Raw genomic sequence first — 23747 nt, 5'->3', positions numbered from 1 at the left:
ACGGCTAAAGCCATCATTTTTCGAATTATTCTATCGATCCTTAAAGGAGTGCGGCACATGTCAAAAGGGCATTCGCTACAAGACCCTTACTTGAACACCTTGCGTAAAGAAAAAGTGGGGGTTTCAATTTATCTCGTCAACGGTATCAAGCTGCAAGGCACGATCGAGTCGTTCGACCAGTTCGTCATCCTGCTGAAAAACACCGTGAGCCAGATGGTTTACAAGCACGCTATCTCCACCGTTGTTCCGGTCCGTCCGATTCGCCTGCCTAGCGCCAGCGAAGATGGCGCCGAACATGGCAGCGAACCAGGTAACGCCTGATAGGAGTCTGCATTGTTCTTTGAGCGCCACGGCGGTGGTGAACGGGCGATACTCGTTCACTTGGATGGTCAGGACCCTGAGGCGCGTGAAGATCCGCAGGAGTTTCAGGAGCTGGCTGTCTCGGCAGGTGCCGACACCGTCGCGTTCGTGAGCGTGTCGCGACATCAGCCCACTGCCAAGTATCTGATAGGCAGTGGCAAGGTCGAAGAGTTGCGTGACCAGGTCAAGGCAGAACATGCCGACCTGGTGATCTTCAACCACACCCTCACACCCAGTCAGGAACGTAACCTCGAAAAAGCTTTCGAGTGTCGCGTGCTTGACCGTACCGGTCTGATTCTCGATATCTTCGCGCAACGCGCCCGTACCCATGAAGGCAAGCTGCAGGTCGAACTGGCCCAGCTCGAGCATATGAGCACGCGTCTGGTGCGTGGCTGGACTCACCTTGAGCGCCAGGGCGGCGGTATCGGCATGCGCGGCCCGGGTGAAACCCAGCTTGAAACCGACCGTCGTCTGTTGCGGGTTCGCCTGCGCCAGATCAAGGCGCGCCTCGAAAAGGTCCGCAGTCAACGCGAGCAGGCCCGTCGTGGCCGCAAGCGTGCGGACATTCCTTCGGTGTCGCTGGTGGGTTACACCAACGCCGGCAAATCCACGCTCTTCAATGCCGTGACCTCCTCGGATGTCTACGCGGCCGACCAATTGTTCGCTACCCTCGATCCGACCCTGCGTCGGCTCGAGCTACCCGACGCCGGGCCGATCGTGCTGGCCGATACCGTGGGCTTCATTCGCCATTTGCCGCACAAGCTGGTGGAGGCTTTCCGAGCTACGCTCGAAGAGTCCAACAACAGCGACCTGTTGCTGCATGTGATCGATGCCCACGAGCCCGAGCGCGATCAGCAGATCGAACAGGTGATGGCGGTGCTGACCGAAATTGGTGCACAAGGCTTGCCGATCCTCGAGGTGTATAACAAACTCGATCTGCTCGAAGGCGTAGAGCCGCAGATTCAGCGCGATGCAGATGGCAAGCCGCAGCGAGTCTGGGTGTCGGCTCGTGATGGCCGCGGCCTGGACCTGCTGCGCCAGGCCATGGCGGAACTGATCGAAAACGATCTGTTCGTCGGTACCTTGCACCTGGGGCAGCAATTCGCGCGTTTGCGGGCGCAGTTCTTCGCCGTCAATGCGGTCCAGAGTGAAACACACGACGACGAGGGCGCAAGCCTGCTGGCCGTGCGTCTGCCGCGTGTCGAGTTCAATCGGTTGATCAGTCGTGAAGGGCTGGAGCTCGAAGAATTCATCCAGCAACACACTTTGCAATAAATGCTTCGGTATCTGGTTATGCCGAGGTGACAGGCATTCTGTAGCATTGGTTGGCGCGCCGCGGGCGCGTCTTTGCTTTATCAGATGGAGAGCGCTATGGCTTGGAATGAGCCGGGTGGTGGCAATTCGAATAATCAGGATCCCTGGGGTGGCAAACGCCGCGGAGGCGACCGCAAGGGGCCACCGGATCTGGATGAAGCCTTCCGCAAGCTACAGGAAAGCCTGAACGGTTTGTTCGGTGGTGGGAAAAAACGCAGCGGTGATGGCGGTGGTCCGTCGTCGTCCAAAGGCGGTGGCTTCGGCTTGCTGGGCATTGGCCTGGCAGTGCTGGTGGCTATCTGGCTGTACAGCGCGGTCTACGTGGTCGACGAGCAGGAGCAGGCCGTTGTGCTGCGCTTCGGCAAGTACTACGAAACCGTGGGTGCGGGCCTGAATATCTACTTTCCACCGTTCGATAAAAAGTACATGGAAAACGTCACGCGCGAGCGTTCGTACTCCAAGCAGGGCCAGATGCTGACCGAAGACGAGAACATCGTCGAGGTGCCGCTGACCGTGCAGTACAAGATCAGCAATCTGAAGGACTTCGTCCTCAACGTCGACCAGCCTGAAGTCAGCCTGCAGCACGCGACGGACAGCGCCTTGCGTCATGTGGTCGGCTCGACCGCGATGGACAAGGTCCTGACCGAAGGCCGTGAGCAGATGGCGGGTGAGATCAAGGAGCGTCTGCAACGCTTCCTCGACACTTATCAGACCGGCATCAGCGTGACTCAGGTCAACGTGCAGAGCGCGGCAGCCCCGCGTGAAGTGCAGGAAGCCTTCGATGACGTGATCCGTGCCCGTGAAGACGAGCAGCGCTCGCGCAACCAGGCAGAAACCTATGCCAACGGCGTCGTGCCGGAAGCCCGTGGTCAGTCGCAGCGCATCATCGAAGATGCCAATGGCTATCGCGACGAAGTCGTCTCGCGCGCCAAGGGTGAGGCCGATCGTTTCACCAAGCTGTTGACCGAATACCGCAAGGCCCCGGATGTGACGCGCGAGCGCCTTTATCTGGAAACCATGCAGGACGTCTACAGCAACACCAGCAAAGTGCTGGTCAGTGGCGACAAGGGCAACAACCTGCTCTATCTGCCGCTCGACAAGATGGTCCAGGGCAGCCGCAACAATGGCGGTGCGTCCTCGACAACGCCGGCGCCGGTGGTCGATTCGGCGGGTGCACGTGCGGCGTCCGACTTGCAACAGCAGCAGCGTGAATTGCGTTCCAGGGAGAGTCGCTGATGAGCAATAAATCCGTGATTGTCCTGATCGTCGGCGTTGTCCTGGCGGTCGTCGCGTGGAATAGCTTGTATGTCGTTTCGCAGACTGAACGCGCTGTGCTTCTGCAATTCGGCCGTGTCGTTCAGGCCGATGTAGCCCCTGGCCTGCATGCGAAAATCCCGTATGTGAACCAGGTGCGCAAGTTCGACGCGCGGCTGCAGACTCTCGACGCGCCTACTCAGCGGTTCCTGACGCTGGAAAAGAAAGCCGTGATGGTCGATGCCTACGCCAAGTGGCGGATCAAGGACGCCGAGCGTTTCTATACCGCCACGTCGGGCCTCAAGGCCAACGCCGACGATCGCTTGGGGCGTCGCCTCGAGTCCGGTCTGCGTGACCAGTTCGGCAAGCGTACGCTGCATGAAGTAGTGTCCGGTGAGCGCGACGCACTGATGGCTGACATGACCGCTTCGCTGAATCGTATCGCCGACAAAGAGTTGGGGATCGAGGTGATCGATGTGCGGGTCAAGGGCATCGATCTGCCCAAGGAAGTCAACAAAAGCGTGTTCGAGCGCATGAGCACTGAACGTGAGCGTGAGGCTCGCGAGCACCGTGCCAAGGGTAACGAGCTGGCTGAGGGTATCCGCGCCGATGCCGACCGCCAGCGCCGTGTACTGCTGGCCGAGGCCTATCGCGAATCGGAAGAGGCCCGTGGTGATGGTGATGCGCAAGCAGCAGCCATCTACGCCAAGGCTTATTCCCAGGACCCTGAGTTCTACGGGTTCTATCGCAGCCTGCGTGCCTACCGCGACAGCTTCTCCAGCAAGAGTGATGTGCTGGTACTCGACCCGAGCAGCGATTTCTTCCAGTACATGAAGAAACCCAAGTAAAGGTCGCAGTCATCACTGCGAAGGGCTCCGCCGGGCGGCTTATCCGTCTGGCGGGGTGATCCTTCGGCAAAACGTGTGTATGATGCGGCAGCCGGGAAATTCCCGGCTTTTTTGCGTCTGCGATATCGATTGGCCTTTAAGCGGGCCGTGCATCGGTAAAGATTTCGAGGATAGCGGCCTCCAGGGCTTGTGCGGTCTGTAGCGACCGCCGTGCGCCTGCGCCGCTATCTGCTTCACTCAAGGCTCGGCTCAGGGCGGGCCGCCCGGATCAAAGGGGATTGGCGTAATGGCAACGGTAGACCGCTGGCTGCTGCCAGATGGCATCGAAGAAGTACTGCCGCCGGAAGCAGCGCGCATCGAAGTAGCGCGCCGCAAGGTGTTGGATCTGTTCCAGAGCTGGGGCTACGAGTTCGTCGTCACTCCGCATATCGAGTACCTGGAGTCGCTGTTGACCGGCGCGGGCCAGGACCTGGATCTGCGCACCTTCAAGGTGATCGACCCGCAATCGGGTCGGCTGATGGGCTTTCGGGCCGACATCACGCCTCAGGTCGCCCGCATCGACGCTCACACCATGCGCCGCAAAGGCCCAAGCCGCCTGTGCTATGCCGGCAGCGTGCTGCATGCCAAGCCGCGGGCGCTGTCGAATTCGCGCAGCCCTATCCAGCTGGGCGCCGAGCTCTATGGTGATGCCAGCCCGAGCAGCGATGTTGAAGTGATCAGCCTGATGCTGGCTATGCTTGATCTGTGGCAGGTGCCGGGTGTGCACATGGATCTTGGTCATGTCGGTATCTACCGTGGCCTGGCCCGGGCGGCCGGCCTGACCGGCGAGGTCGAGCAGCAGTTGTTCGATGCCCTGCAACGCAAGGCTATCGACGAAGTCATAAGCCTGACGGCCGGCCTGCCCGCTGACCTGGCGCGCATGCTGCGTGCGTTGGTCGGGCTGTGTGGCGGTCAGGAAGTATTGGAGCAGGCCCGCGAAGTGCTGGCCGATGCACCGGCGCCCGTTGTGGCGGCGTTGAAGGATTTGCTGGAAATCGCCAAGCGCCTGGCCGCGCGGTTCCCGCAGTTGCCGCTGTATTTCGACCTGGGCGAGCTGCGCGGCTACCACTACCACACGGGTGTGGTGTTCGCCGCGTTCGTACCGGGTGTCGGCGTGTCGATCGCCCAGGGCGGTCGTTACGATGATATCGGTGCGGATTTCGGGCGCGCGCGTCCGGCCACTGGTTTTTCAACCGATCTCAAGAGCCTGGTGACATTGGGCAGCAACGAGATCGAGCTCCCGTCTGGCGGCATCTGGATGCCTGACAGCACGGATGCAGCGCTCTGGCAGACGGTCTGCCAGCTGCGCAGCGAAGGTCAGCGGGTGGTTCAGGCGTTGCCTGGACAACCGGCGAGCGCCGCCCTGGAGGCGGACTGTGACCGGCAATTGATTCAGCAGAACGGGCTGTGGCAGGTATTGCCGCTGGCTTCTTGAGTGTTCCTGCCGGCCGCAGCCGGCACCAAGTTTGCGCGAATGAGGACAAGTGTTATGGGTAAGAATGTCGTAGTCCTGGGCACCCAATGGGGTGATGAGGGCAAAGGCAAGATCGTTGATCTGCTGACCGAACATGCTGCCGCGGTGGTGCGCTATCAAGGCGGCCACAACGCTGGTCACACGTTGGTGATCAATGGCGAAAAAACCGTATTGCACCTGATCCCGTCGGGTGTGCTGCGTGAAGGTGTCGAGTGCCTGATCGGCAACGGCGTAGTGGTTGCGCCGGACGCTCTGCTGCGCGAAATCATCAAGCTGGAAGAAAAAGGCGTGCCTGTGCGCGAGCGCCTGCGTATCAGCCCTTCCTGCCCGCTGATCCTGTCGTACCACGTGGCGCTGGATCAGGCCCGTGAAAAGGCCCGTGGCGAGCTGAAGATCGGCACCACCGGTCGCGGCATCGGCCCGGCTTACGAAGATAAAGTCGCCCGTCGCGGCCTGCGCATCGGTGATCTGTTCCACCGTGAGCGCTTCGCCTCCAAGCTGGGCGAGTTGCTGGACTACCACAACTTCGTGCTGGTCAATTACTACAAAGAGCCCGCCATCGACTTCCAGAAGACTCTGGACGAGTGCATGGAATACGCCGAGATGCTGCGCCCGCTCATGGTCGACGTCACCGCCGAGCTGCACGAGCTGCGCCGCGCCGGCAAGGACATCATGTTCGAAGGTGCCCAGGGTTCGTTGCTGGATATCGACCACGGTACCTACCCGTACGTCACCAGCTCGAACACCACCGCTGGCGGTATCGCTACCGGTTCGGGTTTTGGCCCGATGTACCTGGACTACATCCTCGGCATCACCAAGGCCTACACCACTCGCGTGGGCTCCGGTCCGTTCCCGACCGAGCTGTTCGATGATGTCGGCGCCTACCTGGCCAAGAAGGGTCACGAATTCGGCGCTACCACGGGTCGTGCCCGTCGTTGCGGCTGGTTCGATGCCGTCATCCTGCGCCGCGCCATCGACGTCAACAGCATTTCGGGCCTGTGCCTGACCAAGCTGGACGTGCTGGACGGTCTGGAAACCATCAACATCTGCGTCGGTTACAAGAACGAAGCCGGTGCGGTGATCGACGCGCCAACCGATGCCGACAGCTACATTGGCCTGGAGCCGGTGTACGAGCAGATGCCAGGCTGGAGCGAATCCACCGTCGGCGCCAAGACCTTGGAAGAACTGCCTGCCGCCGCTCGCGCTTACATCAAGCGCATCGAAGAGCTGGTCGGCGCGCCGATCGATATCATCTCTACCGGCCCGGACCGCGTCGAGACGATCGTGCTGCGTCACCCGTTTGGCTGATCAAGCGAGCGCGGTAACAGACAAGGGGCCCTATTCGGGCCCTTTGTCGTTTCTGTCACCTGTGCGGCACAGGATTTGCTGAGACTCTCCTCGTGTGAAGTGCCATCATTTTAGTGGCAGCCACAAAATGAGGGTTCAGCGGTGTCGGCCATTCTTTCGTTGTTGCAGAGTCGTTTGTTGCGTCCGGTGTTCATCGCGCTCGGCATTGCCCTTTTGGTGCAGGTGCTGGTGGCCGTTGCTCTTACGCGGAGCACGGTGAGCGCCCTGGAGGCGGATTTAGGCAAGAGCATGCAAGTTGACAGCCAGCGCCTGAGTGCCGAGCTGGGGCAGGCCAGCGATGAGGTGCGTGGCAGCCTCGAGGCGCTGTCGAGCAGCACCCGGCAGAAGCTCACGGCGGGTTTGTCGACACGCCTCCAGGATGAGCAGAAGCAACTGCGCGCCACCTTGGAGAAGGACCTGCATGACTCGGCCAACGACATGGCGCAACTGCTCGCCTCGGTGGCGCCGCGGGCCATGTGGGACAACGATGTGCCAGCGCTGTCGGAATTCGCCCGGCGCGCCCAGCGCAATCCGAACGTGCTGTTCGTGGTCTATGACGACGCCGCGGGCGAGCACCTGACCCGTTATCTCAATCGCGACAACCCGATCAACCAGGCACTGGTGGAGAAGGGTGCCGGCGATCGCGCGCTGGACAAAGCGCTGGATGCAGCGCGCAACGACCCGGCCGTGTATTACGTCGAGTCCTCCATCAGCCCCAACGGCGTGGAGATCGGCAAGGTACGCATGGGCGTATCGACGGCGTCTATCGATGTCGAGCTCAAGGCGCTCGACAAGCGTTTTGCTGCACTGATTGCCAGTGGCGCTCAATTGGTGGGCGACAGCCTGGGTTCCGCTGCCAGCGACAGCGCGAAGACGCTGCAAGGTCGGCTCAAGATTGCGCAGGACAGCGCGACCGGCATGCAGGCCAATACTACCGCTGCGGTGCAGGAAGCGGCGGGCGCATTGCGTTGGCGCATCGGCATGGGCCTGGCACTGGTCGGCCTGGGGGTATTGCTGGTGCTGGCGGTGGTGCTCGGGCGCCGGGTGGTCAGCAAGCTGCATCTGTTGATTCGCGCGCTCGATGATCTGGCGGCGGGCGAGGGCGACCTGACCAAGCGGGTACAGCTCGACAGTCGTGACGAAATTGGCGATATGGCCGCAGCGGTCAATCGCTTCGTCGACAAGTTGCAGCCCATCGTGCGCGAGGCGGGTGATGTGGCTCAGCGCACCGGTGCGGAAATTGGTGCCCTGACGCAGCGCAACGCCGGCGCCAATGCCGCCGCCGAGCTGCAGCGGGACGAGGTGGCAGCGAGCTTGCAGGCGTTGTCGAAGATGGCGGACGAGGCGCAGGCGGAAAGCCAGGCGATGCAATCGGCGCTGGCGCAGGTGGTGGAGATTCGCCAGGCGACCGATGAAAACACCCGCGCTTCGCAGCAGGTGGGCGGGCTGATAGAGGCCTTGGCGGGGCAGGTACAGACAGGTTCGCGAGTGATCGAGCGGTTGGCTGAGCAAAGTCAGCAGATCGAGGTGGTGCTGACGGTAATTCATGGCATCGCCGAGCAGACCAACCTGCTGGCGCTCAACGCGGCCATCGAGGCGGCCCGCGCGGGTGAAAGCGGGCGCGGCTTTGCCGTGGTGGCGGATGAAGTGCGGGCTTTGGCCAGCAAGACGCAGCGCTCTACGGGCGATATCCAGTCGCATATCGGGGCGTTGCAGGCGGGGGCCAAGGAGGCGGTGGCAGCGATCAGTCAGGCCGGGCGTCAGGCCGATGAGGGGTTGCGAGTATTGCAGGGCAGTGCGCGGTTGCAACAGAGCGTGCAGGCTTCGGTGGAGCAGGTGCATGCCGCGATCGGTCTGGCGACCCAGGCGGCGGCCCATCAGGCGCAAGGGGCGCAGGCGGTGAAAGGGCGAGTGGAGACGATTCATCTGCAGGCGGAGCGCGCTGCCGATCTTGTACAGCAGACGACTGCCAGCAGTGTCGAGCTGGACAAGCTGGCGGGGCAGCTGAAGGCGAGTATCGGGCAGTTTCGGGCTTAGCTTGGCGGTGGGGCTGCTGGCCTCTTCGCGAGCAAGCTCTGCTCCCACAGAGGTAAGGCTCAACACCGGCCAGCACTGTGGGAGCAAGGCTTGCCCGCGAAGGCGTCGGTAGCCTCAACACAGTATTTGAGGGATTTTCAAACCCCAGAAACGCAAAAACCCGCTTTCGCGGGTTTAAGCTGAAGATGGTGCCCAGGAGAAGACTCGAACTTCCACGACCGTAAGGTCACCAGCACCTGAAGCTGGCGTGTCTACCAATTTCACCACCTGGGCATACAACGTCGCACTGCGTCGTTGTGGGCCGCACTATACGGAGGGCGCCTGACTCTGTAAAGCCCTCGTGCAAGGAATTTTGCATCGGGCCAAGTCATTGCCCAGAAACGCAAAAACCCGCTTTCGCGGGTTTTTGTGAGTGAGATCAAAGTGCGCTACTCTGCATCTCGAAATTGGTGCCCAGGAGAAGACTCGAACTTCCACGACCGTAAGGTCACCAGCACCTGAAGCTGGCGTGTCTACCAATTTCACCACCTGGGCATCATCGACAACGCTGTACGTCGGCGATGGCGCGCACTATACGGAGCGGATTTTGCGCTGTAAACCCCTGTTGTTAAAAATATTAAAATTTTTGCGCCGGGCGGTCGTAGCGGGGTTTTTTTTACCTTCCGCCGGTTTATTCAGCACTGAACAGCAGCTGAAATTTCCCGTTTCAATACGCCTATGCCAAACTAACCCGCATATAGACAAGGTGAATTCTCTCTAATGGCCGATTGGCAGTCCCTCGATCCCGAGGCCGCTCGTGAAGCGGAAAAATATGAAAACCCTATTCCCAGCCGTGAGCTGATCCTCGCGCACCTCGCCGAGCGCGGTTCGCCCGCCAGCCGCGAAGAGCTGGCTGACGAATTCGGCCTCTCCACTGAAGACCAGATCGAAGCCCTGCGCCGCCGCTTGCGTGCCATGGAGCGCGACGCTCAGTTGATCTACACCCGCCGCGGCACTTACGCGCCGGTCGACAAGCTCGATCTGATCCTGGGGCGCATCAGCGGCCACCGCGATGGTTTCGGCTTCCTGGTGCCCGACGACGGCAGCGACGATCTGTTCATGAGCCCGGCGCAAATGCGTCTGGTGTTCGATGGTGACCGTGCCCTGGCCCGTGTTTCCGGCCTCGATCGCCGTGGTCGTCGTGAAGGCGTGATCGTCGAAGTGGTGTCCCGTGCTCACGAGACCGTGGTCGGCCGCTATTTCGAAGAGGGCGGTATCGGCTTCGTGCAGCCGGACAACCCCAAGGTCCAGCAGGAAGTGCTGATCACCCCGGGTCGCCATGGCGCGGCCAAGGTCGGGCAGTTCGTGGCGGTGAAAATCACCCACTGGCCGACCCCGCGCTTCCAGCCCCAAGGCGACATTGTCGAGATCATCGGCAATTACATGGCCCCGGGCATGGAAATCGACGTCGCTCTGCGCACCTACGACATTCCTCACGTATGGCCCGACGCCGTGCTCAAGGAAGCCGCCAAGCTCAAGCCCCAGGTTGAAGAAAAGGACAAGGAAAAGCGCATCGATCTGCGCCACTTGCCGTTCGTCACCATCGATGGTGAAGACGCCCGCGACTTCGACGATGCGGTCTACTGCGAAGCCAAGAGCAAGCTGCGCCTGTTCAATGGCGGCTGGAAGCTCTACGTGGCCATTGCCGACGTGTCGAGCTACGTCAAGCTGGGTTCGGCGCTGGACGACGAAGCTCAGGTGCGCGGCAACTCGGTGTATTTCCCCGAGCGCGTGATCCCGATGCTGCCCGAGCAGCTGTCCAACGGCCTGTGCTCCTTGAACCCGAAAGTCGACCGTTTGGCCATGGTCTGCGAGATGACCATCTCCAAGACCGGCGAGATGACCGACTACTGCTTCTACGAAGCCGTGATCCACTCTCACGCGCGCCTGACTTACAACAAGGTCAGCACGTTGCTGGAGCATTCACGTACCGCCGAAGCCAAGGCCCTGCGCGCCGAGTTTGGCGATGTGCTGCCAGATCTCAAACAGCTGTATGCGCTCTACAAGGTGCTGCTGAGCGCTCGTCATGCACGTGGCGCGATCGACTTCGAAACTCAGGAAACCCGCATCATCTTTGGTTCGCAACGCAAGATCGCCGAGATCAAGCCGACCGTTCGCAACGATGCGCACAAACTGATCGAAGAGTGCATGCTGGCCGCCAACGTGGCCACCGCCGAATTCCTCAAGAAGCACGAGATTCCGGCGCTGTACCGCGTGCATGATGCGCCGCCGCCGGAGCGTCTCGAAAAACTGCGAGCCTTCCTCGGCGAGCTGGGCCTGTCCCTGCACAAGGGCAAGGACGGTCCGTCGCCCAAGGATTACCGTGCGCTGCTGGCGTCCATCGCCGATCGCCCGGACTTCAACGTGATCCAGACCGTGATGCTGCGCTCCATGAGTCAGGCGGTGTACAGCGCTGACAATCAGGGCCACTTCGGCCTGAATTACGAGGCCTATACGCACTTCACTTCGCCGATCCGCCGCTATCCGGACTTGCTGACCCACCGCGCCATCCGCAGTGTGATCCACTCCAAGCTGGACACGCCGCACGTGCGCCGTGCCGGTGCGGCGAGCATTCCGAAAGCGCGTATTTACCCTTACGACGAAAATGCCCTCGAGCAGTTGGGCGAGCAGTGCTCGATGAGCGAGCGCCGTGCCGACGAAGCGACCCGTGACGTGGTCAACTGGCTCAAGTGCGAGTTCATGAAGGATCGTGTGGGCGAGAGCTTCCCGGGCGTGATCACTGCGGTGACGGGTTTCGGCCTGTTCGTCGAGCTGACCGATATCTTCGTCGAGGGCCTGGTGCACGTCACCGCGTTGCCGGGCGATTACTACCACTTCGATCCAGTGCATCACAAACTGGCTGGCGAGCGCACCGGGCGCAATTTCCGCCTGGGCGACACTGTTGAAGTGCGCGTCATGCGCGTCGATCTCGACGAGCGCAAGATCGATTTCGAAATTGCCCAGACCACCCTCGATGCCCCGATCGGTCGCAAGAACCGTCTGGCCGACGCACCTGTCACCAAAGGGCGGGCAGAGAAACCGTCGGGAAAAGCCAAGGGCGATAACGCCCACCCGGTGGACAAGGCCTACGCTCCCAAGGAACCTGCCGCGCGCTCCGGCGCCGGCAGCAAGCCGACATCGAGCCGCGGCGGCGCCAGCAAGTCCGCCGAGAAGACGCCGGACCTCAAGCCGCCGCGTCGCTCGGGCAAGGCTGAGCCGGTAGAGGCTTACCGTGCTTCAGATGCGGCGGCCAAGAATGCCGAAGTGCGCAAGAGCCGTGAAATGAAAAAGGCATTGCTGTCGGAGGCCAAGGGCAATCCAGGCAGCGCGGCCAAGAGTGGCGACGACAGCAAGGGGCCGACCAAGCACCGTAAAGGCCCTTCGAAGTCGGGCTCGCGTAAACCCAAGGCGAAATCATGAGTCAGTTGGAAAAAATCTACGGTGTGCATGCCGTAGAGGCGCTGCTGCGTCATCACCCCAAGCGCGTCAAACAGATCTGGTTGTCCGAAGGTCGTAGCGAGCCACGGGTTCAGACGCTGGTGGCATTGGCTGGCGAGAACCGCGTTCCGGTCGGCTCGGCCGAGCGCCGCGAGCTCGATGCCTGGGCGGGCGAGGGTGTGCATCAGGGCGTAGTCGCTGATGTCAGCCCTAGCCAGGTCTGGGGCGAAGCGATGCTCGACGAGCTGCTCGACCGTACCGAGGGCGCGCCGTTGTTGCTGGTGCTGGACGGCGTGACCGATCCGCACAACCTCGGCGCCTGCCTGCGCAGCGCCGATGCGGCCGGCGCACTGGCAGTGATCGTGCCCAAGGACAAGTCGGCGACCCTGACCCCCGCGGTACGCAAAGTGGCCTGCGGCGCGGCGGAAGTGATTCCGCTGGTGGCGGTTACCAACCTCGCGCGGACGCTGGAAAAGCTTCAGCAGCGTGGCCTGTGGGTGGTCGGTACCGCTGGCGAGGCGGAAATGGACCTCTACCAGCACGACATGACCGGCCCGACCATCCTGATCATGGGGGCCGAAGGCAAGGGCATGCGGCGCCTGACTCGCGAGCATTGTGACTACCTGGTGAAACTGCCAATGGCGGGCAGCGTCAGCAGCCTCAACGTCTCGGTGGCCACCGGTATCTGCCTGTTCGAAGCGGTCCGTCAGCGTAACGCCAAGAAGAAGTAATCTGCACTCAAGGGCCTCTTCGCGGGCAAGCCTTGCTCCCACAGGTCTGCATTGCACCGTGGGAGCAAAGCTTGCTCGCGAAGCTCTTGTACTGTTTCGGTGATTGCTCAAATAATCACCAATCTCCTTGCTTCCCCTCCCGCCCTTCACTACAATTGCGCCCCTTGCCGTGGCGGCAGGTACGCACGTGCCTCGTCCGAGCAAGCTTACACTGTGTTCATTCACTCCTTGTCTGACCGCCCTGGCGGCAGGCTACAACCCGTAAGGAGCATTCATGCGTCATTACGAAATCATCTTTCTGGTCCACCCTGACCAGAGCGAGCAAGTCGGCGGCATGGTAGAGCGTTACACCAAGCTGATCGAAGAAGACGGCGGCAAGATCCACCGCCTGGAAGATTGGGGCCGTCGTCAACTGGCCTACGCAATCAACAATGTTCACAAGGCTCACTACGTGATGCTGAACGTTGAGTGCACTGGCAAGGCTCTGTCCGAGCTGGAAGACAACTTCCGCTACAACGATGCTGTGATCCGTAACCTGGTCATCCGTCGCGAAGAAGCCGTTACTGGCCAATCCGAGATGCTCAAGGCTGAAGAAAACCGCAGTGAGCGCCGTGAGCGTCGCGATCGTCCTGAGCACGAAGGCGCTGAAAGCGCTGACAGTGATGACAGCGACAACAGCGATAACGCTGACGAGTAATCCACGGACCACTTGAGGAGCCTATAACATGGCACGTTTCTTCCGTCGTCGTAAATTCTGCCGCTTCACCGCTGAAGAAGTGAAAGAGATCGATTACAAAGATCTCAACACCCTGAAAGCCTACGTATCCGAAACCGGCAAAATTGTTCCAAGCCGTATCACCGGTACCAAAGCTCGTTATCAGCGTCAGCTGGCCACCGCTATCAAGCGCGCCCGCTTCCTGGCCCTGCTGGCCTACACCGACAGCCACGGCCGCTGAGACCGGGCAGTCGACTGTAGCAAGGGATAGATTGCATGCGTTCGTTAGCTGATTTCATCATGCGCGGTCGCGTGCAGGCCACTCTCGTAGTGGTTGCTTGTGCGGCAATGCCGTTGTTGTTCTGGTTGAGTGCCGCCGCTGGGTGCCTTGTGTACCTGCGGCGCGGAATGAAGGACGCCTCTGGCGTTCTGCTCTGGGCTCTGCTGCCGGCCTTGGTCTGGTGGTATTTCGGCGAACCGCGCACCTTGATGGTGTTGCTGGGCACGCTGGTGCTGGCGGCGCAATTGCGCTCCAGTGAGTCGTGGAACCGGGTGCTGCTGGTCAGCATCGCGCTGGGCCTGGTGTATGGCGTGGTATTGGGTGTGGTGTTCCAGGTGCCCATCGAAGCGATGGCGCAACAGCTCGAAAAGCTGTTGCCGCGGTTGCTTCAGGGCTTCTACCAGCAATTGTCGGTAGAGGAACAGGCCCGCCTGGCTGCGCTGATCGCACCGGTGCTGACCGGTCTGATTGCGGCCTTGTTGCAAGCCGTCAGTGTGCTGGCCCTGATTCTGGGTCGCTACTGGCAGGCAGTGTTGTACAACCCGGGTGGGTTCGGTCGCGAGTTTCGGGCCATCAGAATCCCCCTGTGGCCAGCGTTGATGCTGCTGGCGTGCATGTTGGTCGGTCCGAACTTCGGTCCACAGATCGCCATGCTGACGCCGTTGTGCAGTGTTCCGCTGGTGTTTGCCGGCCTGGCGCTGATGCACGGGCTGGTGGTACGGGGCACGCTGGGCAAGTTCTGGCTGGTCGGGCTTTACGTGACACTGCTGCTGTTCATGCAACTGATCTATCCGTTGCTGGTGGTCTTGGCCATCGTCGACAGCCTGATTGATTTTCGCGGTCGTCTGGCGCCGAAAGACGCCGATAACGCGAACGGTGAAGGTTAAAAGTTAAGAGGATTTCCACATGCAACTGATCCTTCTGGAAAAAGTCGCCAACCTGGGCAACCTGGGCGACAAGGTAAACGTCAAGGCTGGTTACGGTCGTAACTACCTGCTGCCTTACGGCAAGGCTACCGCTGCGACCGCTGCCAACCTGGCTGCGTTCGAAGAGCGTCGCGCTGAGCTGGAACAAGCTGCCGCTGACAAGAAAGCATCGGCTGAAAGCCGTGCTGCCCAACTGGCCGAGCTGGAAGTGACCATCACTGCCACCGCTGGCGACGAAGGCAAGCTGTTCGGTTCGATCGGTACTCACGACATCGCTGATGCACTGACCGCCTCTGGCGTCGAAGTGGCAAAAAGCGAAGTTCGTCTGCCGAACGGCACCATCCGCAACGTCGGTGAATTCGACGTGGCTGTGCACCTGCACAGCGACGTAGAAGCCACTGTCCGCGTTGTCGTGGTAGCAGCTTAAGCAATACCTGACGGTCTGGCACCTTGTGTGTCAGACGGTTAACATCGGGCACGATCCTGTTTACAGGTCGTGCCCTTTGTCTTTCTCAGATAGCCTAATTCAGTGTGGTCATGAACGAGATATCCGCCCCCGAGCAATACGATCTGCAAACGTCTGCCCTCAAGGTGCCGCCGCATTCCATCGAGGCCGAACAGGCCGTGCTCGGTGGCTTGATGCTGTCCAACGACGCCTGGGAACGCGTGCTCGATCAAGTGTCGGATGGCGACTTCTATCGTCATGACCACCGTTTGATCTTCCGCGCCATCGCGCGTCTGGCCGATCAGAACACCCCGTTCGACGTGGTGACCCTACACGAGCAGCTCGACCGCGAAGGTCAGAGCGCCCAGGTCGGCGGTCTCGGTTACCTCGGTGAACTGGCGAAAAATACGCCGTCGGTCGCCAACATCAAGGCCTATGCGCAAATCGTTCGCGAGCGCGCCACGCTGCGTCAGCTGATCACCATCAGCAACGACATCGCCGACAGCGCATTCAATCCGCTGGGGCGCAACGCCGCGGAGATTCTTGACGAGGCCGAGCGGCAGATCTTCCAGATCGCCGAAGCGCGGCCCAAGACCGGCGGGCCAGTCAGCGTCAACGACCTGCTGACCAAAGCCATCGACCGCATCGACACGCTGTTCAACACCGATGCGGCGATCACCGGCCTGTCCACCGGCTATACCGACCTCGACGAGAAGACCAGCGGCCTGCAGCCTGCCGATTTGATTATCGTGGCCGGTCGTCCGTCGATGGGTAAGACTACCTTCGCGATGAACCTCGTCGAAAACGCGGTATTGCGCAGCGAAAAGACGGTACTGGTCTACTCATTGGAGATGCCAGGCGATTCGCTGATCATGCGGATGCTGTCGTCGCTTGGCCGGATCGATCAGACCAAAGTCCGTTCCGGTCGGCTGGACGACGACGATTGGCCGCGCCTGACCTCGGCGGTCAATCTGCTCAACGACCGCAAGCTGTTCATCGACGACACGGCGGGCATCAGCCCATCGGAAATGCGCGCGCGCACCCGGCGACTGGTGCGTGAGCACGGGGAGATCGGTCTGATCATGATCGACTACCTGCAGCTGATGCAAATTCCGGGTTCGAGCGGCGATAACCGGACCAACGAGATTTCCGAGATCTCGCGGTCGCTCAAGGCGCTGGCCAAGGAATTCAACTGCCCGGTGGTGGCGCTGTCGCAGCTCAACCGCTCGTTGGAGCAACGGCCCAACAAGCGCCCCGTGAACTCCGACTTGCGCGAATCCGGAGCGATCGAGCAGGATGCCGACGTGATCATGTTCGTTTACCGGGACGAGGTCTATCACCCCGAGACCGAGCACAAGGGCATCGCCGAGATCATCATCGGCAAGCAGCGGAACGGCCCGATCGGTTTTATTCGTCTGGCGTTCATCGGCAAGTACACCCGGTTCGAGAATCTGGCGCCGGGCAGTTACAACTTCGACGACGACGAGTAATTACCGGCTTTGTCGTCATTCAGGCGAGCCTCTTCGCGGGCAAGCCTTGCTCCCACAGAGGTGAGCGCACACTTGTGGGAGCAGGGCTTGCCCGCGAAGAGGCCTGCAAGAGCACACTAAACCTTCACCAAAATCCGACCATTACCGTCGGATTTGGTTAATTTTTGTGCTATATTCCGCGCCCGCGTTTTTCCATCTGTAGCCAACACGGTCATCGACATGCAAGCAGCCAAGCCGCTTTTCGACTATCCCAAGTACTGGGCCGAATGTTTCGGTCCCGCACCGTTCCTGCCCATGAGCAGGGAGGAGATGGATCAGCTTGGCTGGGATTCCTGCGACATCATCATTGTCACCGGTGATGCGTATGTGGATCACCCGTCGTTCGGCATGGCCATCATCGGCCGCCTGCTGGAGTCCCAGGGCTTTCGCGTGGGCATCATCGCCCAACCCGACTGGACCAGCAAAGACGACTTCATGAAGCTCGGCGAGCCGAATCTGTTCTTCGGCGTTGCGGCCGGCAACATGGACTCGATGATCAACCGTTACACCGCCGACAAGAAAGTCCGTTCCGACGACGCCTACACCCCCGGTGGCCTGGCCGGTTCGCGGCCGGACCGCGCCAGCCTGGTGTACAGCCAGCGCTGCAAGGAAGCCTACAAGCACGTGCCGATCGTGCTGGGTGGCATCGAAGCCTCGCTGCGCCGCATCGCCCACTATGATTACTGGCAGGACCGGGTTCGTCATTCGATCCTGATCGACGCCTGCGCCGACATCCTCTTGTATGGCAACGCCGAGCGCGCCATCGTCGAAGTCGCCCAGCGTCTATCCTACGGCCAGTCGATCGATACCATCACCGATATCCGCGGCACCGCGTTCATTCGCCGTGATACCCCGGAAGGTTGGTACGAAGTCGACTCGACGCGCATTGACCGTCCGGGCAAGGTCGACAAGATCATCAACCCGTACGTGAATACCCAGGACACCCAGGCCTGCGCCATCGAGCAGGAAAAAGGCCCGCAAGAGGATCCCGACGAGCCGAAGGTCGTGCAGATCCTGGCCAGCCCGCGCATGACTCGCGACAAGACCGTCATCCGTCTGCCATCGTTCGAGAAAGTCCGCAGCGACGCTGTGCTCTATGCCCACGCCAACCGCGTGCTGCACCTGGAGACCAACCCCGGCAACGCCCGCGCCCTGGTGCAGAAACATGGCGAAGTGGACGTGTGGTTCAACCCGCCGCCCATTCCCATGACCACCGAGGAAATGGACTACGTGTTCGGCATGCCCTACGCCCGCGTCCCGCACCCGGCCTATGGCAAAGAGAAAATCCCGGCCTACGACATGATTCGCTTCTCGGTGAACATCATGCGTGGCTGCTTTGGCGGCTGCACCTTCTGCTCGATCACCGAGCACGAAGGGCGCATCATCCAGAACCGCTCCGAAGAGTCGATCATTCGCGAGATCGAAGAGATCCGCGACAAGGTGCCGGGCTTTACCGGGGTCATCTCCGACCTAGGCGGGCCGACCGCGAACATGTACCGCATTGCCTGCAAGAGCCCGGAAATCGAATCCGCGTGCCGCAAGCCGTCGTGCGTGTTCCCTGGCATCTGCCCGAACCTGAACACCGACCACTCGTCGCTGATCCAGCTGTACCGCAGTGCCCGTGCTTTGCCCGGCGTGAAGAAGATCCTCATCGCTTCCGGCCTGCGCTACGACCTGGCAGTGGAATCGCCCGAATACGTCAAGGAGCTGGTGACCCACCACGTGGGCGGCTATCTGAAGATCGCCCCGGAGCACACCGAAGAAGGTCCGCTGAACCAGATGATGAAGCCGGGTATCGGCTCATACGACAAGTTCAAGCGCATGTTCGAGAAGTACTCCAAGGAGGCGGGCAAGGAGCAGTACCTGATCCCGTACTTCATCGCCGCCCATCCGGGCACCACCGATGAAGACATGATGAACCTGGCGCTGTGGCTAAAGGGCAACGGCTTCCGCGCGGATCAAGTGCAGGCGTTCTACCCGTCACCCATGGCTTCGGCCACGGCGATGTACCACTCGGGCAAGAACCCGCTGCGCAAGGTCACCTACAAGAGCGACAACCTGACGATCGTCAAGAGCGAGGAGCAGCGCCGTTTGCACAAGGCTTTCCTGCGCTATCACGATCCAAAAGGCTGGCCGATGCTGCGTGAAGCGCTGGAGCGCATGGGCCGTGCCGACCTGATCGGTCCGGGCAAGCACCAGTTGATCCCGCTGCATCAGCCGGACACCGACAGCTACCAGAGTGCGCGGCGCAAGAACTCCACGCCTGCTGGCAGCCACAAGGTTGCCAAGGGCCAGAAGATCCTCACCCAGCACACCGGCTTGCCACCGCGCGCCGCCGATGGCAGCAAGCCATGGGACAAGCGCGAAGAGGCCAAGGCCGCCGCCTTTGCCCGCAACCAGGAAGCCGCCAAGGCCCGCAAGGATGCCGCCAAAGGTGGTAAAGGCAAGGGCAAGCCCGCACGTCAGCCGGTCCTGCCCCGCTAAAGCCTGAACTCAGGCCGGCCCTTCGAAGAGGTTGAAGTCGACGCCGGCCATTTCGGTCTTCAGACCATCCAGGCCGATGGTGCAGGACTGGCAGGTGGGGCGCACGGTAAAGGCGTCTACCGAGGCGAGGCTGGCGGTTTCCAGCGCGTCTTGCTTGATCCGGGTGACGATGTTGCGCTCGGAGTCCAGCAGGCGCGTATTGTTCTTGCCCACCTGGCCCAGGGAGCGGTGCTGAATATCCGGCAAAAACAGCACCGAGCTGGTGCCGGGCAGCACCTCGGGTTGGGCGTTTATGTAGATCACGTTCTCGTATTCCAGCCCTTCGGGCACCAGCTTCCAGCCCTCGGGCGCCTGCGATGTGCCAGCCCGCAGGGCATCTTCCAATTCCGCCAACGGCACCCGGACCGCTGATTTTTCCCCGGACCACGCGTAATACAGGCGGTCAGGCCGGGCTTCATCCTTGAAGCGTACATGCAGGTAGGCGAGGTTCTTGCCGGTATGTGTGCTGCTGCGCAGCGTCTCGCGGGCAAGGATGCTGTCGGCATCGAACAGTGCGTCCCGATAAAGCACATTCAGGTCCCCGGCCAAACGTTCGCGGACGGCCAGGGGCGTCTCGGCGTTCAGGCTGAAGCGGTAGCCCGCGGTGTCCTTGGCGTGGCTGATCAGGCGGGTCTGGGTGTATTTGCAGAACAGCGCGGCTTCGGCTGGCGATGTGTGCATGTTGAAAGGCCCGCCAATGAATTGCTCCAGCGCCAGATCGGTTCGGTTGGCCAGGTCGGCTTCAATCAACTTCAGATCATCCGCCAGTTGCTTGGGGCTGAGCAGCGGTATGACCCGATGCGCCTCGCCCGAGCCGTTGTGAATCAACGCCAGGTAGTCGTCCTCGGTCACCGGCTGATTGGCCACGTCCGGGCTCAGGGTCATGCGCTGCATTTCCAGCGAGGTGTCGCCAGGCGCGTAGTCGGCACGGTAATACAGATTGTCGTCTGCACGCACCACCAGTACCTGGCCTGTGGATGTCTTGTATTGGGCCACGACGCCGGACACCGTGCGGCTGTCGGCAACTTCCGCAAACACGCCGCCCTCCAGGGGCACCTGCTTGAACAGGTCATTGCCGCCGTTTACCTGTACCTGAACGTGTGGCAGTGCATCGGCGGGCAGGTATTTTTTCTTGCCGACCCGTACCAGTTTGCCGTTACCGCGCACCGTCCACAGGGCTTCATTGTCAACGAATCGACCCTCGGCATTGGCGCTCAGTGTGCGGTTGTTGAACCAGAGCACGACGTCCCGGCCGGGTTCGCTGAGTACCGGGGCATCGACGAAGTCGGTATTACGAAAGGACTTGACCCGGCACGGGTCTGGCTCTAGCCCGCGCTTGGGTCGGCAGATCACCGCTGCGAAGTCATCGGTACGCTTGAGCTGGGTGTCGTTGGTGCGTCGCAGTACGTGGCTGTCGTCAGCGAGGATCACATGTTTATAACGTGCGCTGCCAACCTCCAGATAGAGCTCCTCGCCCCATTTCACCCACACCTTGGTCAGGTCCGGCTGCGGATCGGGGAAGCTGAGGCCGCCGCCTTCCTGCTTCAGCTTGATGATTCCGGGGCCGCGCAAACCGAGGTCGCCAGCGTCGTTGAGCGGCCACAGGGCAGGTCCATAGGGTTTACCGGTCACGGAGTCGGTCAGGTAGTTCTGCGGGCGAGCTCCCAGGCGGTCGTTGTATACCAGCACGCCCTTGCGAGGGCTTACCGCCTTCAGCTGGAAGCCCTGGTTCTTGAGCTTGGCGGTGGTGGCGGCGCGCCAGGCATCCATGAAGTCTTCAGGGGGGGTGAATAGCTGCACCAGGCGCCGCGGGCTGGCTTTGATGGTGCTGCGCAGCGAGATCAGCGCGGCCTTGGAGGCACCATCCACCAGTGCCAGGCGTGCGGCGCCTCGGGCGGCGCCCAAGGCCCCGCGGCCGGCGAGTCTGCTCAAGTCGACCAGCGCCAGGATCGGGATCATCTCCTTGCCGGCGCGCAGTAAAAAGGCGCCGGTTGCCTTGGTGGTTTGCACCAGGCTGCTGCGCAGCGCTCGGCTGGTGGTCAGCAGGGCGATGCGAGTGATCTGGGAGATGGCTTTGACGCCAGGCACGATGATCGCCAGCACGTCGAAAGCAATCCCCAGCAGCCCCAGGAATACCTTGGGGAAATCGCCGTCGCCCAGGCCTTCTTTGACCTCTTCGACACTGCCCCAGAATGGGATGATCCAGTTCTTGAGAAACACCAGCACACTGATGGGGTGGGCTGCCAGCTCATAGCGGGTTTGGCCTTTGGCGTAGGCGGTGATCTCTTCATCGGTACCGAACATCAGGCTGGCTGACACCTTGCGGGCGATATGTTCGAGGCGCTGCTCCCGCGGGATGAGGCCTTTATCGATGCGCGGGTCTTCGGGCTGCTCGCTGAGCCCCGGCATCAATAGCCCGAATTGCAGGCTCAGTTCCACGTAGCCCTGGCTGGCCAGGGTCGGGGAGCTGCCGGTGGCGTAGGCCTGGAAATCGAATCGATCCTTCATCAGCGTGCCCAATGGATAATACCGGCGGCCGAAATAGGGCAGGTCGGCACGCTTGATGATCTGCAGCGTATTGGGCATGACCTCGAAGGTGCGAGCTTGGTTTTCATGGGTCGCCTGGATGACGAAGCCGAAACGTGCCAATGGCCCCAGTTGCATGTCGGAACGGGACGCTTGCGGGTTGAGAACCTCCTGCAAGGCGTAGACCCTGACATCACCGTCCATCAGGGCGGTCTGGTCGTCGAAGGGGAGCTCGGCAAGCAGGCGCTTGATGATCAGGTAGTAGCCTGCGCGCATGTTATTCAGCCAAGGGCTGAACTCGCGATTGAACACGTCCAGGGCGCTGGGAGCGCTGAAATTGCCGACCCAGGGGTAAAAATATTCCGCGCCGTGGCCCTGCACGGGGTAAGGATGCCAATGACTGGGATCATCGAGGTGGTGCGGTCGTGGTGGTGGCAGCGGTCGTGGCGGCGGCAACAGGTGGGCTGGTATGGGCGGAGTGTCGATCAAAGGCAACGTGCTCGGGCCTTCGGCAGGGGGCTTGTCGACAGGGCTCCAGCTGCACGTAGCGGTCACCTCCAGAGCGGGTACGGCGTGGCTGATGGGGTAGTCTCTGATGTCGACAGCACTTCCTGCGGGGGGCATCGGCCGATTGACGTACAGCTGATCGGCGCTGATCCCTTGCGCCTGCAGCAATCGACGGGCGATATCGAAGCGTTGGGGCAGCGGTGCCGAGATATTTTCCAGCGCGGTCTGCAAGGCGTCATTCTCATCAAGATAAGCCTTGAGGATGCGCTGAAGGTCTTCACCGTCTGGAATCTCGGGAAGCGTAGGGGCGAGTGCAATATCGGCTCGCGCCCAGGATAGTACTGCCGGTACCAGCGCCACGCCGATCACCTGCTGTTGCTCGGTAGTGGCATCAAGACCGATCTGCAGGGGATAGTCGGCCAGTTGCTGATAGCTCATGGTCCGGGCGGCGCCGGGTTGTATCGCTTCGGCAAGCTCGACACCGTGGCGAAACTGCACCCAGCGCGTGCTGCTGCGATACGGCAGGTCGGGTGGAATGCCCAATATGGCGAAATCGCTCGGCAAGTGTTCGAGCAAAGCCATATAGGCAATGATCGCGCTCTGGGGTGAAGCGACACGCTGCCGGCGCAGCAGATGATCCTCGAATTGGCGACGAATGTAGTCATAGCGCTGACCGACCAGTGTCGCGGATTGCAGCTCGAAGCCGTCTAGATCGCCGTGCGGGTCCAGCTGAATCCGCACGGCGGCCACCAGCAGTTTGAAGTCCATCAGCCCCGACGCGACCTGACTGCCATCGTTGCTGTACCAGCCCAAGGCAAGGCGCAAACCGTTGGCCAGCTCCGCAGCGCGCGGCGTGGTCAGCACCTTGACCAAGGCGGTCATCGGGTAGGCGCGCACGCTCTCGGCGGGTGTGGTGGTGAGCCAATCGCCGTCGATATGATCCAGCAGGCCCCCGGCTGCGGGGGGGCTCGCCACGGCCAGGAACGCCTTGAGCGTTGTCTTGATGTCGTCGATATCGACGCTGTCGAGCAGGTTATCGATATGGACGCCATCGCGATCGGTCTTGAGCAGCGACGCTTCTAGCCCCTGCCTGATCAGCAGTTGCGTGTCTTCGGCCTGCTTCAATGAGGTCGGTATTTCGAGCTTCAAGGCGTCGAGCTGTGGTGCCGAGCTGTCGATCAGCGCTTGCAACGGCGTTTCGGCGAGCGTCCAGAGGGCGCTGAGGGTGGGATGGTTCCAGCTGTGCAGCGGGTGGCTTTCAGCGGGTTCGAGCGTGGCGGTCAGCGGGTGGGGGTAAGGGATCATGGTCTTCTCCAGGCAAAACCCGATTACCTCCCAGCCCACGCTGGTTATGGTGGTACATGGGTAGCCACGCAGGTCGCGAAAAACCTGCATGAGCTCGATTTCTGTGCGAA

Annotated in this window: 16 protein-coding genes and 2 tRNA genes; 15 read left to right on the top strand and 3 right to left on the bottom strand. The window is 61.3% G+C overall.

The window, feature by feature from the left end; genetic code table 11:
* The first annotated feature begins 57 nt into the window (after window positions 1-57).
* From hfq to REH34_RS13545, 7 genes are all read left to right on the top strand, one after another.
* The gene (gene hfq, locus REH34_RS13575) at window positions 58-321 is read left to right on the top strand and encodes an RNA chaperone Hfq (protein WP_226505544.1); all 264 of its coding nucleotides are present in this window, start codon (window positions 58-60) and stop codon (window positions 319-321) included.
* Between the two features lie 12 nt (window positions 322-333).
* Window positions 334-1635 carry a ribosome rescue GTPase HflX gene (gene hflX / locus REH34_RS13570; RefSeq protein WP_311971894.1) on the top strand — a complete coding sequence of 434 codons (1302 nt, stop codon included), beginning with the start codon at window positions 334-336 and terminating at the stop codon, window positions 1633-1635.
* Window positions 1636-1731: 96 nt separating this feature from the next.
* Entirely contained in the window at window positions 1732-2910 is a 1179-nt protein-coding gene (gene hflK / locus REH34_RS13565; RefSeq protein ID WP_226505546.1) for an FtsH protease activity modulator HflK, read from the top strand.
* A complete protein-coding gene (hflC, locus tag REH34_RS13560) occupies window positions 2910-3776 on the top strand; it encodes a protease modulator HflC (RefSeq protein ID WP_226505547.1) in 867 nt (288 codons plus the stop codon). Before hflK ends, hflC begins: the two co-directional genes overlap by 1 nt.
* Before the next feature lie 286 nt (window positions 3777-4062).
* Entirely contained in the window at window positions 4063-5250 is a 1188-nt protein-coding gene (locus REH34_RS13555; RefSeq protein ID WP_311971893.1) for an ATP phosphoribosyltransferase regulatory subunit, read from the top strand.
* 54 nt (window positions 5251-5304) lie between these two features.
* On the top strand, window positions 5305-6597 hold the full coding sequence (locus REH34_RS13550; protein ID WP_226505549.1) for an adenylosuccinate synthase: 1293 nt from the start codon (window positions 5305-5307) through the stop codon (window positions 6595-6597).
* Between the two features lie 141 nt (window positions 6598-6738).
* Window positions 6739-8673, top strand: a complete 1935-nt coding sequence (locus tag REH34_RS13545) for a methyl-accepting chemotaxis protein (protein ID WP_226505550.1) — start codon at window positions 6739-6741, stop codon at window positions 8671-8673.
* A 186-nt stretch (window positions 8674-8859) separates the two neighbouring features.
* Here REH34_RS13545 and REH34_RS13540 read toward each other — a convergent pair.
* Together REH34_RS13540 and REH34_RS13535 are read right to left on the bottom strand one after the other, a co-directional pair.
* A tRNA-Leu gene (locus tag REH34_RS13540) sits at window positions 8860-8946 on the bottom strand.
* Between the two features lie 174 nt (window positions 8947-9120).
* Window positions 9121-9207 (bottom strand) — tRNA-Leu (locus tag REH34_RS13535).
* A 225-nt stretch (window positions 9208-9432) separates the two neighbouring features.
* Between REH34_RS13535 and rnr the strand changes: the two genes are divergently transcribed.
* The 8 genes from rnr (at window position 9433) to REH34_RS13495 (ending at window position 19260) form a co-directional block, all read left to right on the top strand.
* Window positions 9433-12132, top strand: coding sequence for a ribonuclease R (rnr, locus tag REH34_RS13530; protein WP_226505551.1), 2700 nt, complete (start codon window positions 9433-9435; stop codon window positions 12130-12132).
* Complete coding sequence (gene rlmB / locus REH34_RS13525; protein WP_226505552.1) at window positions 12129-12881, top strand: 23S rRNA (guanosine(2251)-2'-O)-methyltransferase RlmB; 753 nt, start codon at window positions 12129-12131, stop codon at window positions 12879-12881. The genes rnr and rlmB overlap by 4 nt, the downstream gene beginning before the upstream one ends.
* A 274-nt stretch (window positions 12882-13155) precedes the next feature.
* On the top strand, window positions 13156-13578 hold the full coding sequence (gene rpsF, locus REH34_RS13520; protein WP_226505553.1) for a 30S ribosomal protein S6: 423 nt from the start codon (window positions 13156-13158) through the stop codon (window positions 13576-13578).
* Window positions 13579-13606: 28 nt separating this feature from the next.
* Window positions 13607-13837 carry a 30S ribosomal protein S18 gene (gene rpsR, locus REH34_RS13515; protein ID WP_003171373.1) on the top strand — a complete coding sequence of 77 codons (231 nt, stop codon included), beginning with the start codon at window positions 13607-13609 and terminating at the stop codon, window positions 13835-13837.
* A 35-nt stretch (window positions 13838-13872) separates the two neighbouring features.
* Window positions 13873-14763, top strand: coding sequence for a hypothetical protein (locus REH34_RS13510; protein WP_226505554.1), 891 nt, complete (start codon window positions 13873-13875; stop codon window positions 14761-14763).
* Between the two features lie 19 nt (window positions 14764-14782).
* Window positions 14783-15229 (top strand): 50S ribosomal protein L9, encoded by a 447-nt coding sequence (gene rplI, locus REH34_RS13505; protein ID WP_226505555.1) that lies wholly within the window; start codon window positions 14783-14785, stop codon window positions 15227-15229.
* Between the two features lie 110 nt (window positions 15230-15339).
* Window positions 15340-16737: a replicative DNA helicase gene (gene dnaB / locus REH34_RS13500; protein ID WP_226505556.1), complete on the top strand. Its 1398-nt coding sequence runs from the start codon at window positions 15340-15342 to the stop codon at window positions 16735-16737.
* Window positions 16738-16956: 219 nt separating this feature from the next.
* Window positions 16957-19260, top strand: coding sequence for a YgiQ family radical SAM protein (locus REH34_RS13495; protein WP_311971892.1), 2304 nt, complete (start codon window positions 16957-16959; stop codon window positions 19258-19260).
* A gap of 9 nt (window positions 19261-19269) precedes the next feature.
* Here the strand turns inward: REH34_RS13495 and REH34_RS13490 are convergent, their stop codons facing one another.
* Window positions 19270-23637: a hypothetical protein gene (locus tag REH34_RS13490; RefSeq protein WP_311971891.1), complete on the bottom strand. Its 4368-nt coding sequence runs from the start codon at window positions 23635-23637 to the stop codon at window positions 19270-19272.
* Between the last annotated feature and the right edge of the window lie 110 nt (window positions 23638-23747).

The organism is Pseudomonas baltica (genome assembly GCF_031880315.1).
GTDB lineage: Bacteria > Pseudomonadota > Gammaproteobacteria > Pseudomonadales > Pseudomonadaceae > Aquipseudomonas.
The sequence above is the reverse complement of the archived record's forward strand: the minus strand, read 5'-3'. Positions and strand labels throughout refer to the sequence as shown.